This is a genomic window from Rossellomorea oryzaecorticis (assembly GCF_045897515.1).
GTDB classification, from domain to species: Bacteria; Bacillota; Bacilli; order Bacillales; family Bacillaceae_B; genus Rossellomorea; species Rossellomorea enclensis.
The window spans coordinates 111,533-125,802 of record NZ_JBJOSA010000003.1 but is presented as its reverse complement, the minus strand read 5'-3'; the positions used below and the strand labels follow the sequence as shown (position 1 = coordinate 125,802).

Here is a 14,270-nt window from a genome sequence, read left to right as displayed (position 1 = left end):
CATGAGAATACAATCTGTTAAACATTTTTTTCGAAAAGATTTTAACGGATGGTGGCTGGTAAGCTTGATCGGGGCAGCAATCATATTGCTGCCCATCTTGTTTATCTTTTTTTCTATTTTCCAGGAACCGAATGAAAACTGGTATCAAATAAAAGAATATCTCTTGAAAAATTATGCCGCCAATTCAATTATCCTCGTTTTGTTGACCGGGTTATTTACAGCGGTTCTGGGAGTCAGCCTCGCCTGGATCGTTGCCGCTTATGATTTTCCGATGAGACGCTTTTTCAGCTGGGGGCTCCTTCTTCCGCTGGCGATCCCGCCATATATTGCAGCTTATACCTACCGGACGATGCTGAGTTACACGGGAGTCGTTCAGGTGACATTAAGGAATCAGTTTGATTATCAGATTGATCCGGAGTGGCTGGCAATCTCCTCCCTGAGAGGCGCTGTCTTCATCTTTACAATTTTCCTATTTCCATATGTTTATATCATGTGCAGGGCATTCCTCGAAAACCAGAGCGCTTCTTTCCTTGAAAATGCCAGGCTTCTGGGGAGGAAACCGTTCTCGATATTTGTAAGGATCGTACTCCCGCTGTCAAGGCCGGCAATGGTGGCAGGCGCTGTGCTCGTGGTGTATGAAGTGCTGAGTGACTATGGTGTGACAAGTTACTTTGGCATTCACACGATCACAACGGCGATATTTCAGACATGGTTCGGGATGTATGACGCAGACTCGGCAATGAGGCTTGCTGCCTGGCTGATGGTCATTGTGGTTGGGTTATTTTTCATCGAAAAATGGCTCAGGCAGGGGAGAAGATATAGTATCGGCAGTAAAGCAAGGCCGCTTGCACGTCAGCGGCTGAAAGGGCTGCCTGCTGCAGCTGCTTTCGCTTATTGTCTCTTGATCTTCCTACTCGGCTTCTTCATTCCCGTCATCCAGCTCCTGTCGTGGTCGAAGCTTACATTTGCGAAAGTATGGGATGATTCATTTTTCACCTTATTGAATCAGACGGTTTATGTTGCACTGATAGCGACGGTACTCATTCTGTTATTTGCAGTGATCCTTGGGAATGTGACGCGCACTCAATCATCCGGGACGTACATCTTATCGAAACTGGCTACCGCCGGCTATTCGATCCCGGGTGCGATCATAGCGATCGGGATCCTTGCACTGTTCATTGAACTGGATTCACTGCTTGCACCATTTTACTCTTATATGGGGTGGGGAAAGGCACCGCTCATTTTGAGCCTGTCCCTTTCCATGCTCGTGATCGGATATACGATCCGCTTTATGGCAACGGGTTATAATGCAGTGGAAGTCGGGTTTGAGAAAATCGGTCCAAAATATACGGAAGCGTCAAGAATGCTCGGTTTCGGGGTGACGAAAACATTTTTCAAAGTCGATCTGCCTTTGATCAAAGGAGCTTTATTCAGCGGGTTCATCCTGACTTTCGTTGAGATCATTAAAGAACTGCCCCTGGCTCTCTTGCTCAGGCCGTTTAATTTTGACACCCTTGCTACGAAAACATATCAATATGCAAAAGATGAGATGATACATGAAGCAGCCATCCCGTCCCTGATGATCATTCTGTTAAGTGTCGTATCAGTGGCGGTATTCCAAATGATTGATAGGAAGGTGAAGAAATGAACATCCTTACGATCAATAATCTGACCTTTTCTTTTCCAAAGTCACGTAACCCCGTGATAGAAGAGTTTTCTTTTTCCATGAATGAGGGAGAAATCGTCGGGATCCTCGGTGAAAGCGGAAGCGGAAAAAGTACGCTCCTCCGCTTGATTTCCGGCCTGGAAATCCCTCGAGGAGGCACCATCGAAATTGCAGGCAGGGAAGTGGCCGGCGAGAAGACGTTCGTTCAGCCTGAAAACCGGGGAGTGGGCATGGTGTTTCAGGATTATGCCCTTTTCCCTCATATGTCGGTAAGGGATAACCTCCTTTTCGGATTGTCCCGGCTTCCAAGGAAAGAAAGGAATCCCCGTGTGAGGGAGATGCTCGAGCTTATACAGATGACAGAGTTCGAGAAAAGATATCCCCATCAGCTGAGCGGTGGACAGCAGCAACGGATCGCGCTTGCCAGGGCCCTCGCCCCCAAGCCGGAACTGCTGCTGATGGATGAGCCATTCAGCAATCTGGATGCAAGCCTGAAGGGTGCCATCAGGGATGAACTCCGCACCATATTGAAGAAGGCGAACATGACCTGTATCATGGTCTCGCATGACAAAGATGACGTGCAGGCGATTTGTGACAGGAGCCTTGTGTTTGGAAAAAAGGATGACCCTCTGCAGCAGACCCCCGGTAATGACCGGGAGCTCACTTTTTTAAAGTAGACTTTATCTTTAGGAGACTGGAACAAAAGTAATTTAGTCTAGTAAAACCCGAACTAACTTGCATGAGATGAGGCAAATTAGTCCGGGTTTTTAATTTGTTCATTGTACATTTAGGATTTAGTTCTTTCCAGCGGTTGATTGGAGTGCAAGACGAAGACTCCTGCGGGAAGAGTAGCTTATGTGAGACCCCGGAGGCGAAGCCGAGGAGGCTCACGGGCTACCCGCGGAAAGCGAAGTCTTGCACGGAAATCATTAGCGTTATTTAGTGTTCATTCTAAAAGGTTTCCCTGTAAACCATGACTTTAAAGTTTTGCCTCACCCTCTTGCTTTATTTTGTCAGTCAGTTTATGGCAAAGAGTAAAAAGCGTTGCTTCCTTACTCAAATATTGATAGAATCTCGTTGGTGGTACTGAAAACGCACACAAAAGGGGTAGAGACATGACGACTGCTACTAGCGGATACAGAATAGAAAAAGATTTCCTCGGGCAAAAAGAAGTGCCTGAGAATGTATATTATGGAATACAAACGCTCAGGGCGGTGGAGAACTTCCCTGTGACAGGTTATAGAATTCATAAAGAAATGATTGACGCGCTAGCTGTTGTCAAGAAAGCGGCGGCGCTTGCGAATATGGAGACGACACGCCTTTATAAAGGAATCGGCGACGCTATCGTCCAGGCTTGTGATGATATTCTCGCAGGGAAACTGCATGAGCATTTCATCGTCGACCCGATCCAGGGAGGCGCAGGGACGTCCATCAACATGAATGCGAATGAAGTCATTGCCAATCGCGCACTTGAACTGCTTTCCCACCATAAAGGGGAATACGGGAAAGTAAGCCCGAACAGTCACGTGAATATGGCACAGTCGACCAATGACGTCTTCCCGACGGTCATCCATATCTCCACATTGAAACTGTTGGACAAGCTCCTGATCACGATGGAGGATATGCTGGCCGTCTTTAAAAAGAAGGCACAGGAATTCGACCATGTCATCAAGATGGGCCGGACCCATCTTCAGGATGCCGTTCCTGTCCGTCTCGGTCAGGAGTTCGAGGCGTACAGCCGCGTTGTTGAGCGTGATATCAAGCGCATCGGCCGTACGCGCGAGCATCTGTACGAAGTGAATATGGGTGCGACGGCAGTGGGAACAGGATTGAATGCCGACCCTGAATATATTCAAAGTGTCGTGAAGCATCTGGCTGACATCAGCGGGCTGCCTTTGACTGGTGCCGAGCACCTTGTCGATGCGACACAGAATACGGATGCCTATACAGAGGTATCTTCTACATTGAAGGTATGTATGACAAATATGTCCAAGATCGCAAATGATCTGCGCCTGATGGCTTCAGGACCGCGTGCAGGCCTGGGTGAGATCTCCCTTCCTGCGAGGCAGCCGGGTTCGTCGATCATGCCCGGAAAAGTGAATCCGGTCATGCCGGAGCTCATCAATCAGGTGGCATTCCAGGTGATGGGGAATGACCAGACCATTTCCCTTGCTTCTGAAGCAGGGCAGCTTGAACTGAATGTGATGGAACCGGTCCTTGTATTCAACCTTCTTCAATCCATCAGCATCATGAATAACGCCTTCAGAAGCTTCACCGACAACTGCCTGAGCGGCATCGAAGCAAATGAGACACGCATGAAGGAATATGTGGAAAACAGCGTCGGAATCATCACCGCGGTGAATCCGCATCTCGGTTACGAAGTCGTTTCCAGGATTGCAAGGGAAGCGATCCTGAAAGGGAAATCGGTAAGGGAACTTTGCCTGGAATACGATGTTCTGACAGAGGAAGAACTTGATTTGATCTTGAACCCTTATGAAATGACAAATCCCGGGATCGCAGGTCGTGTCTTGTTTGATCGGGAATAAATGATATTGCCTGTCTTTTAACAGGAAAAAAACTTGCAGACAAAATCCGTAAATCGGATCTAGTCTGCAAGTTTTTTTGCTTTGATGGGTATTATTCAGGGCCGGGGAACAAATCATTCCGGGCAATGTAACCTCCTTTAGTTCAGCGTGTTGGAAATCTTTTCTGCACTCTATGGCCTCTGGCTTGTTTTCTTCTTTATAGAAAGGGTAATGGAATATGGGGAAATAAGACAAAGTTTTAAAGGAAGAGGAGGACTGGGGTTTACATGAGTAAGAAGCGTTTGATCGATTACAGAATTTTTCTTCCCTCATTACTGATTGTAATAGGGATCAGCATCCCATTTGCCTTTTATGAGGCAGAGTCTTTGGAGCTGTTGAACTCCATTTTTAATACGATTGTGGATGTATTCAGCTGGGGCTATCTCTGGTATGGGGTGATCCTCGTGGCAGCGGCATTATATTTTTCTTTTTCAAAATATGGAAAGGTCGTCCTCGGGGATCCGGCGGAGAAGCCCAGATTTACTTTATTCGAATATGCATCGATTTTGATTGCGATGGGGATAGGATCCACGATCATGAGGACGGGGATGCTACAATGGACTTCCGTTGCAAACGATCCGCCTGCGGGAGTGGATCCCGGATCTGCAGAGTCATTACTTTGGGGTAATTCCTACAGCATGTTCCTGTGGGGCTTTCAGGTGTTCGCGATCTTTGTGATGATCGCGCCGGCAATGGGATATGTCCTTCATGTGCAAAAACGCCCATTAATGAGAATTTCAGAAGCATGCAGGGTCCTGTTTGGTGACAGGTTTACAGATGGATGGGGCGGAAAGGTCCTCGATATCTTATTCCTTATCAGTATATTGACAGGTGCCGCCGTGACGCTTGGGCTTGGTGCTCCAATCATTACATATAATTTATCGAGTCTGTTAAATATGGAAGTCACCTTTGGAATGACGATCATCGTCACTGCTGTCTGGGTATTTTTATTTTCACTGAGTGCATACCTGGGGATCGAGAAGGGCATTAAACGCTTAAGTACACTTAATATGTATTTGGCTGGACTATTTGCCGTTTTGATCCTCATTGCAGGACCCGGTGTCTTTATTTTGAATTATTTTACCGACAGTGTTTCATTTTTATTGAGTCATTATCTTACCTTTTCTTTAAATACGGATTCCGTTCACGGAGGTGAGCCATCCCATGTCCAGAGCAATACTGTATTCTGGTTCGCCTACAGCGCGACTTGGGCGATGCTTCACAGTGTATTTGCAGCTAAAATATCAAAGGGACGGACGATCAAAGAGATGATCCTTACCTACCTCCTGGCACCGACTATGATCTCCTGGATCGCCACAGGTGTTCTGGGTGGACTCGGAGTGCACCGCTATCTGACTGGGGAACTGTCCATCCTGAAGCTTGTCAGGCAGGATGAAAGGATGGCTGCGATCCCGGAAATTCTAAATACACTGCCTATCGGCGGCATCATGATTGTTATCTTTATCATCGTCGCACTCATATTCCTCACTACAACACTTGATTCTACTACCTATACCGTAGCGGCATATACAAGTACCAGGGATATGAGTCAACATGAGCCGGCCAAACTTCTCCGCATCGTGATCGCAGGGGTTATTGCAGGTCTTGCTCTATTACTTATGCGCATAGGCGGACTGGCGCCGCTCGAAGTGATCTCGGGGCTCATGGGCCTGCCGATCATCGTGGTCCAATTTATTTTGATTTATGCTGCCAAAAAGATGATGGATGAAGATCAGGCATGGAAATATAATATCCGGAAATAAGAAAAATACAAAAAACCTCTCATCGTTTAACTGCGAAGAGAGGTTTTTGTACTCTTTCGGGTTGATGATCAGGCTTGAACCGGCCGGAAAAAACTTTTTCGTATAAGAATTGAAACCCATACATGGAAATGGACTTAACTAAAAAGAGCAATGAAAGCTGTAATCTGGTGAATTTTCTTAATGTTACATACTTGATTTTCTTGAACCAATTCAGCATGACAATGGTGAAAAAGGCGTCTACGATTAAATTGGTGACGAAATAGGACATGAATTTTCCATATGTGAATTTAAAAATCCATAGTGACCCGATAAAGAAAGGCCCAAAGATTAAAGGCAGTTCAGCCAGGACATTCGGTTTAAGAGATGAAGAGAACGACCACCAATTCCTTTTCTCAGCCACACTGCCTTCCACCAATAGATAGATGCTCATAAAAAATGTACCAGGCAAAAAACGCTTAAATGTTTTGCTGCCGATAAACGGGAGGGACAACCAGGGGAGCAGGGCCATCAGAAGGATCAACAGGTTTCTTTTTTTCATAACAGACACCCTTTACATAATAGTGGTGGTTTTATTTTTCCTTTTCCATGAAGATTTTATGTGTCTTTACAGTTGATTTTGAAAGAGTGCCTTCTTTTTTACTTCCCCTCAAAATATATACATATAAAAAGGGGGTTAAGATGTGGCAAAACAAATGATCACGTTGTGGGAGGAGCACTTATTCTGGCTGGAAGTGCTGCAGGACCACGCATATTTCATCCGGGATAATCTTTCTCCGGCGGAAACGGAGTATGTAAAAGTTGCAGAGCGGTACATTCAGAGGTTTGGAGGGCTGATTGAACAATTGAATTCTGTTCCCCGTGGCGCAGGTCCTGGGGATGAAGCCATGATCCGATTTTCAAGGGACGTGTGGCCGGTGGCAAAAGGGTACTTTGAGTTTGAAGGGATGCTTCAGTCATTGAGGATCGATAATAAAGTGAATCTCAATCTGTCACCGACCTATCTGAACGGAACGCTGGCTGAAAATCAGGAGTATCTGCGGTTTCTCGGGTTTCTTGTGGAGGGGAAGGAACCCGAGCCGCTTCATCTGGTCGAATTGATGGACCTCTGGCTCGAGGATCAGCTCGGCCACGCATTGTTATTCCAGAACATGCTCGATCCCATCGAAATCGGGGCGAACAGGCGTGCAGAAGCGTATATCGATCAATACCAGGTATTTATCATTCAAAACCGGCATCTGAAAGGATATCTGAGATTCAAGCAGCCCGGCTTTGCCCGGCAGAGGGAATTCGCCCTCGAGGTAGGACAGACGACATTGGAGATGAGCCAATATATATCCGGGATGGTGGAAAAATATAAAAAGAAGAAACTCCTCAACAAAACCACCCTCCGTTTCCTGGAGCACCACTTTCCCGAAACCTGTTACTTCATCAAAAGACTCAGTTATTTTTCACCAAAGCTGAAAGAAGCCGCGGGACAATGCTCTTTGAAGAGGGCTTCATATTTGTGAAAGGGATGGAGAGACAAAAGTACCCGGACAAATTTGCATTTTAAGAGGCAATTTTGTCCGGGTATTAATTTGTTCAAATGGACATTTGAATTTAGCTTCTTCCAGCGGTTGATTGGAGTGCAAGACGGAGACTCCTATCAGAAAAGTGGAAGGGCTTTGCTCAGAGGCTTATGGCATGTGCCTCTAAGCCCTGGAACTGGACAGTTCCTCTATCCGTTAATAGGAGGAGGCTCACCAGCCGCCCGCGGAAAGCGGAGTCTTGCACGGAAATCATAAGCGGTAGTTGCAAGCCTTTACTTAAAATGTTCGCCTTTATGGGATGATTTTTACTTATGTCCCAGCTTCTTTTTAGTGTGTGAACCATCCATTTATATATTTTAGGAATATAAAAATAGCTGAGTTAATTTTTTGGGGTACCTCAATGACAAAACTATAAAATAATTGTCACAAATAGTCCTCGAATATCAGTATAATTCTGAATAATCAATCCATAAAACGCTCTCAATGTTATCTAAAAATAGTGTTGGGAGTCATTTTTTTGCCTCTTGAGCAATTCTTTCCAACATTGTTACCGTTTTGTGAATAACTTTCGTCTAAATTTCGAAAATCAGGTTACAGTTCGGTTAAAGGGGGGTACCTTCTTAAAAGAATTTGATAATATGATGCTACATCTGTTAAATACGAAGTAAAGGAAGGTGAACCCTTTGTTTGATAAATTCAAGCCATACCTGATTGTGCTGATCAGTCTGGTTTCATTATTTTTTATCATCATATTCAGTTCGGGAAGCGAGATGATCGTTCTCGATCCGAAAGGGCCTGTCGGGGCTGTTCAAAAAGATTTGATCATGCTGTCGATTTACTACATGCTTGGCATCATGGTCGTTGTTCTATCATTCTTTACATTTATTCTATTAAGATATAGAAGCAGCCGGAAAGGTGATTACAGGCCTGAGATGCATGGAAGCACGAAGCTTGAGATCATCTGGACGCTGATTCCTGTGTTGATCGTCATCGCTTTGTCGATCCCGAACACAAAGGCTTTATATGAACTGAAAGAAGCACCGAAAGCGACCGCGCACAAGGATCCGATCGTGATCCATGCGACTGCTGTCGACTGGAAATGGATCTTCAGTTATCCGGAAGAGGGGATCGAAACGGTGAACTATGTGAATGTTCCTGAAGATCACCCGATCCTGTTCAAGGTGACCGCTGCGGACTCCATGGCTTCATTCTGGGTGCCGCAAATCGGAGGCCAGATTTACGGGATGCCGGGAATGGTGAATGACTTATACTTACAGGCGGATGAGCCTGGAACATATGACGGCCGCAACTCGAACTTCACGGGTGAAGGCATGACCCACCAGACGTTCGATTTTGTGGCGATGAAAGAAGGAAAGTACGAAGACTGGGTGAAAGAGGTCCAGGACAGCGAACCGAAGCTGGATAAAAAGACGTATGAAAAGCTCATGCTTCCTGGTACGGTTGATGAAATGACGTTCTCTTCCACTCACTTATCCATTGTTGATCATGGCAAGAATTCGGAATATGCATTTGCCATCCGTGAAAAATACGGTGTGACTGATAAATCGTACGGTGCGAGCGAGGATGCTGAATCCTCCCACAGCGGACACGGAGGCCATGGCAATGACGAAAGCCAAGAGGGTCACAAAAAAAGTGACGATGACATGGAAGATATGCAGCACGAATCCAACGAAGGACACGAGCATTAAGAAAGGAGGACCACTCTAGATGATTGATTTTATAAAAGATAATTTAATCCTCAATGATCCGTTGATTCTTGGAGCCAATATTTCGATTGTATTCACTGTCATCGGGATTGTCGCCACACTGACGTATTTTAAAAAGTGGAAATGGCTTTGGAACGACTGGATCACGAGTGTTGATCATAAAAAGATTGGTATCATGTATATTCTCGCTGCATTGGTCATGCTCTTCCGCGGAGGGGTCGATGCACTATTGATGAGGGCCCAGTTGACGGTGCCTAATAACGAGTTTTTATCATCTCAGCACTATAACGAAATCTTTACGACTCACGGTACGATCATGATCCTGTTCATGGCGATGCCGTTTTTACTTGGATTGATGAACGTTGTTGTACCTTTGCAAATCGGTGCAAGGGACGTTGCGTTCCCGTATTTGAATAACCTGAGTTTCTGGTCATTCATGTTCGGGGCGATCCTGTTTAATATGTCATTCGTATTCGGCGGGTCGCCGGATGCCGGGTGGACGAACTATGCACCGCTCGCGATTGAAGGAAGCCCTGGACCGGGTATCAACTATTACCTGCTCGGACTTCAGATTTCAGGGATCGGTACATTATTGACCGGTATCAACTTCGTCGTGACGATCATAAAGATGCGTGCGCCGGGCATGACCCTGCTTCGCATGCCGATGTTCACTTGGACGACTTTGATCACTGCATTCATCATCGTGTTTGCATTCCCGATCTTGACTGTCACACTTGCACTGATGACATTTGACCGTTTGTTCGGCACTCATTTCTTTACGCTGACTGATGGCGGGAACCCGATGCTTTGGTCGAACCTGTTCTGGTTATGGGGACATCCGGAAGTATATATCGTTATCCTGCCGGCTTTCGGTATCTTTTCGGAAATCATTGCGACGTTTGCTAGAAAGACATTGTTTGGTTATAGATCTATGATTATCTCACTTGCTGCCATTTCACTCCTCAGCTTCATCGTGTGGGTCCATCACTTCTTCACGATGGGAGGAAGTGCGGCATTGAACAGTGTATTCTCGATCACCACAATGGCCATCGCCATTCCGACCGGTATCAAGATATTCAACTGGCTCGGTACCCTGTATAAGGGAAGGATCGAGTTTACGACCGCGATGATGTGGTCTGTCGCGTTCATCCCGACATTCCTGATCGGCGGGGTGACTGGTGTCATGCTCGGTATGGCTGCAGCTGACTTCCAGTATCACAACAACTACTTCCTGGTTGCCCACTTCCACTACACATTGATCGCCGGTGTCGTATTTGCCTGCTTCGCGGGACTTGTTTACTGGTATCCGAAGATGTTCGGCATCAAGATGAACGAACGAATCGGGAAATGGGCTTTCTGGTTCTTCTCGATCGGATTCAACGTATGTTTCTTACCGCAATTCGTACTTGGATTTGCCGGTATGCCAAGACGTGTGTACACATACGGACCTGAAGACGGCTGGACAGCATTGAATGTCATCTCTTCTGTAGGTGCATTCGGCATGGGTGTCGGCTTCATGATCATCGTGTACAACGTATATTACAGCTACCGTTATGCAAAACGTGAGATGACGGGCGATGCCTGGGACGGCCGTACACTTGAGTGGGCGACAAGCTCAGCGATCCCGCCTCACTACAACTTTGCTCATGTACCGGAAGTGAAGAATGTCGATGCATTCCACTACATGAAACAGGAATGGAAAGAAAAAGGAAAGCCTGAAGAACCTGAATACAAACCGATCCATATGCCGAACAATGCAGGAGTGCCGTTCATCATGTCCGCTCTCTTCTTTGTTGCAGGATTCGGACTTGTGTTCGAACTATTCTGGCTTGCGATCATTGCGCTTGTCGGGATCTTTGGAACGATGGCGCACCGCTCACTTACTTCGCACAAGTATGATAAAGGCTACTACGTAAGTGTGGATGAGATCGAAAAAACTGAAAATCGGTTCAAGAGGGAGGCGTGAGTATGGCACATAGTACAAATGTAGATCCAAACACGCCACTGGAATATCAATCGGAAATAGGGAAACTGAATATCTTCGGTTTCTGGATTTTCCTTGGAGCGGAAATGGCGCTGTTCGCTACGATCTTCGCCACGTTCTTTGCCCTTGAAAGCGGGACGGTAGGCGGCCCGCTGCCAAGTGAAGTGTTTGATCTGAAGAATACAATCATCATGACGCTGCTGCTACTGATCAGTAGTTTCACGTCTGGATTATCGATAAATGAATTAAGAAGAAGAAATGTCAAAGGGATGATGGTCTGGCTGATCATCACACTGCTATTCGGTGCAGGGTTCCTTTACATGGAGATAGCAGAGTTCCTTCACCTCATTCATGAAGGAGCTGCTATGGGAACAAATGCATACTGGTCTTCATTCTATCTGTTGACCGGTACGCATGGACTCCACGTTTCACTGGGGATCCTATGGATCATCCTTGTGATGTTCCAAGTGAAGAAGCAGGGATTGAATCCTGATACTGCGAAAAAACTATTTGTATCCAGCTTGTACTGGCACTTCCTTGATTTCGTATGGATCTTCGTGTTTACAAGCGTGTACTTGTTAGGGATGGTGGGATAATATGTCAAATAACACATCAAACCACAGCCGTATACCTTGGACTCAAATCATTGGATTTTTCTTGTCAGTCGGATTGACCTTCCTGGCAGTCTGGTGGGGACTGTACACTGACCTTGCCCGCGGAACCATCGTGGCCATCGTCTTTGTCCTTGCCTTCCTGCAGGCGGCAATCCAGCTGTTCATGTTCATGCACGTAACCGAAGGAGAAGGAAGATGGCAGGTCGGCAAAATGCTGTCAGCAGCCTTCATCGCCATCGTCATCGTAGCAGGATCCGTCTGGGTCATGAACAGCATGCACTAAAAATGGGACAGGGGGACAGGTACACTGTCCCGTTGATCTACCATATGAACCATAGAAAAGGAAGCTTCTATTTAGGAGGCTTCCTTTTTTGTGTGTTTTGTTATTTTCAGTGTCGAAGAAAGGTGTTGACATTGGAAGGTTCTTACAATAAAATAATGATTGATTGATCAATCAATTTTAAAAAGGGAGAGATTTTCACATGTCCGCATCACTTTCACTCGAAGAAAAAAAGAGAAGGAAAAGAGCGTTGATCCTCGAGGCTGCTGTGAAACTGTTCAGCGAAAACGGATTCGCCGAGACCCCGATCGCGGCGGTAGCGAAGGAGGCAGGCGTCAGCTTTGGTACCGTGTTTACGTACTTCGAAACAAAGGATGTACTGTTTCAGGCATCGGTCCTTGAGCCCCTCGAAGAGATAAAGCCTTATTTTCATGAAATAGAAGAACGTTACAGCGGCAATCCGATGGAGATGGTTAAAGAAATGATCCATTGTCAGGTGGATCAGTTTTCAAAAAGCATGGATTATCTGCGTTTGATTCAGCAGGTTCTTGCCAGACCAGACAGATATCCTGCGCTTTTCAAGGAGCTTGATGATTTCGTCAACGTATTTATCGATAAAATCTATCCGGTCATCGCCGAAGGCCAGGGGATGGGACTCTTCTATAAAGATGCACCGCCTTTGATCGCCCAGTCGTATTTATCTCTGATAAACGGGATGAGATTAACATTCATCGATGACTATACAAACCTCGTTTGGAACGATATGAAGATCCAGGCACTGCGGCTGTTTGGACCGGTTGCAGACGCAAGGGAGGAAATGCAATGAAACTCAGGGACATTCATCCCAACATTAAATTAAGGCTGGGCATTCAGTTCCTGGGCGGGCTTGTATCCATGGCCGTCATTCCGTTCCTGGCCATTTATTTTTCCAAGAAAATCGGGGCAGCCGAAACCGGGATCATCCTTATATTGACCGTCATCAGCGGTGTGATCGGAGGATTCATCGGCGGGCATATGTCCGATAAGATCGGGCGCCGGAGCATCATGATCTATTCGGAAATCGGCGTACTCGTCACCTATCTCTTGATCGCTTTCTGCAACTCCCCGTGGTATGACCTGCCGTATGTATCCGCGGTGTTTTTCGTCTTCAATATGTTTGCAGGCGGAATGCTGCAGCCGGCTGCCCAGGCGATGATCATCGATGTGACGGATACCGAGTCCAGGAAGCTCGTATTCACGATCAGCTACTGGCTGGGGAACCTTGCCACGGCACTCGGGGGAATAATGGGTGCATTCCTGTTTAAAAGCTATTTATTCGAACTGTTCATCGGGATATCGTTCATCTCGCTTTTATCCGTCGTCATCACTTTTTTCTTCATCTCAGAAACCTACACACCAGCTCCCGTCCAGCCTTCCACAGGAAAAAGTAAATCTTCACCATTTGATTTTTTCAAAAGCTATTCCGCCGTATTGAAAGACAGACTGTTCATGTTTTACATCATTGGCGCCGTGTTCATATTCACCCTTGAGCAGTCATTGACCAACTATATCGGGATACGCCTTGAAAGGGATATCCCCGAGCAGGGTGCTTCACTGCTCGGCATTGAGTTTACGATCGACGGCACAAAGGTACTCGGATTCCTTAAAACCGAAAATACCCTGCTGGTCGTCCTGTTGTCCGCGGTTGTTTTATACCTTTTTAAAAAGTGGAAAGACAAATGGAACCTCGTTATGGGAATGTTCATCTTTTCCGTCAGTTTCAGTGCACTGGCCTTCATCAGCAATATATGGATCCTCTTCATACTCATCTTCGTGGGGACGATCGGCGAGCTCATGTATGTACCGGTGAAACAGGCCATGATCGGCGAACTTGCCCCGTCCAACGCACGCAGTACGTACATGGCATTTTACAGCTTGACCTTTTATGGTGCGATGATTATCGCGTCGCTACTGATCATCGCAGGCGAATGGATCAGTCCGGTGATGATGGGCGGGATACTGCTCATTCTCGGCTTAACAGGAACTTGCCTCTATTATCTGATCACCAGGTCGCTTGAAGGGCGGGAAGCGGTCACCGAGGAACTGAAGTCGTCCGTTTCTTCTTGACGTGAAAAAAGGACAC

The 14,270-nt window shown here is 46.4% G+C and carries 12 protein-coding genes; 11 read left to right on the top strand and 1 reads right to left on the bottom strand.

Annotated elements, in window-relative coordinates; translation table 11 throughout:
• Position 1: 1 nt before the first annotated feature.
• From ACKA06_RS04860 to ACKA06_RS04845, 4 genes are all read left to right on the top strand, one after another.
• Positions 2 to 1,648 (top strand): ABC transporter permease, encoded by a 1,647-nt coding sequence (locus ACKA06_RS04860; protein WP_411159105.1) that lies wholly within the window; start codon positions 2 to 4, stop codon positions 1,646 to 1,648.
• Positions 1,645 to 2,343, top strand: coding sequence for an ABC transporter ATP-binding protein (locus tag ACKA06_RS04855; RefSeq protein ID WP_032086592.1), 699 nt, complete (start codon positions 1,645 to 1,647; stop codon positions 2,341 to 2,343). Before ACKA06_RS04860 ends, ACKA06_RS04855 begins: the two co-directional genes overlap by 4 nt.
• A gap of 438 nt (positions 2,344 to 2,781) precedes the next feature.
• Positions 2,782 to 4,212 (top strand): aspartate ammonia-lyase, encoded by a 1,431-nt coding sequence (aspA, locus tag ACKA06_RS04850; RefSeq protein WP_032086591.1) that lies wholly within the window; start codon positions 2,782 to 2,784, stop codon positions 4,210 to 4,212.
• A 266-nt stretch (positions 4,213 to 4,478) separates the two neighbouring features.
• Positions 4,479 to 6,014, top strand: coding sequence for a BCCT family transporter (locus tag ACKA06_RS04845; protein ID WP_411159104.1), 1,536 nt, complete (start codon positions 4,479 to 4,481; stop codon positions 6,012 to 6,014).
• A 19-nt stretch (positions 6,015 to 6,033) separates the two neighbouring features.
• Here the strand turns inward: ACKA06_RS04845 and ACKA06_RS04840 are convergent, their stop codons facing one another.
• Positions 6,034 to 6,552, bottom strand: a complete 519-nt coding sequence (locus ACKA06_RS04840) for a hypothetical protein (RefSeq protein WP_411159103.1) — start codon at positions 6,550 to 6,552, stop codon at positions 6,034 to 6,036.
• Between the two features lie 142 nt (positions 6,553 to 6,694).
• Here ACKA06_RS04840 and ACKA06_RS04835 point away from each other — a divergent pair, with 142 nt between their 5' ends.
• The 7 genes from ACKA06_RS04835 (at position 6,695) to ACKA06_RS04805 (ending at position 14,254) form a co-directional block, all read left to right on the top strand.
• Positions 6,695 to 7,522: a DUF2935 domain-containing protein gene (locus ACKA06_RS04835; RefSeq protein ID WP_411159102.1), complete on the top strand. Its 828-nt coding sequence runs from the start codon at positions 6,695 to 6,697 to the stop codon at positions 7,520 to 7,522.
• Positions 7,523 to 8,226: 704 nt separating this feature from the next.
• The gene (qoxA, locus tag ACKA06_RS04830; protein WP_064563450.1) at positions 8,227 to 9,252 is read left to right on the top strand and encodes a cytochrome aa3 quinol oxidase subunit II; all 1,026 of its coding nucleotides are present in this window, start codon (positions 8,227 to 8,229) and stop codon (positions 9,250 to 9,252) included.
• Positions 9,253 to 9,271: 19 nt separating this feature from the next.
• Entirely contained in the window at positions 9,272 to 11,236 is a 1,965-nt protein-coding gene (qoxB, locus tag ACKA06_RS04825; protein ID WP_411159101.1) for a cytochrome aa3 quinol oxidase subunit I, read from the top strand.
• A 2-nt stretch (positions 11,237 to 11,238) separates the two neighbouring features.
• On the top strand, positions 11,239 to 11,850 hold the full coding sequence (qoxC, locus tag ACKA06_RS04820) for a cytochrome aa3 quinol oxidase subunit III (RefSeq protein ID WP_411159100.1): 612 nt from the start codon (positions 11,239 to 11,241) through the stop codon (positions 11,848 to 11,850).
• A gap of 1 nt (position 11,851) precedes the next feature.
• On the top strand, positions 11,852 to 12,151 hold the full coding sequence (gene qoxD, locus ACKA06_RS04815; protein WP_071620564.1) for a cytochrome aa3 quinol oxidase subunit IV: 300 nt from the start codon (positions 11,852 to 11,854) through the stop codon (positions 12,149 to 12,151).
• Between the two features lie 199 nt (positions 12,152 to 12,350).
• Positions 12,351 to 12,974, top strand: coding sequence for a TetR/AcrR family transcriptional regulator (locus ACKA06_RS04810; RefSeq protein WP_411159099.1), 624 nt, complete (start codon positions 12,351 to 12,353; stop codon positions 12,972 to 12,974).
• Positions 12,971 to 14,254 carry an MFS transporter gene (locus ACKA06_RS04805; RefSeq protein ID WP_411159098.1) on the top strand — a complete coding sequence of 428 codons (1,284 nt, stop codon included), beginning with the start codon at positions 12,971 to 12,973 and terminating at the stop codon, positions 14,252 to 14,254. Before ACKA06_RS04810 ends, ACKA06_RS04805 begins: the two co-directional genes overlap by 4 nt.
• Positions 14,255 to 14,270 lie beyond the last annotated feature (16 nt).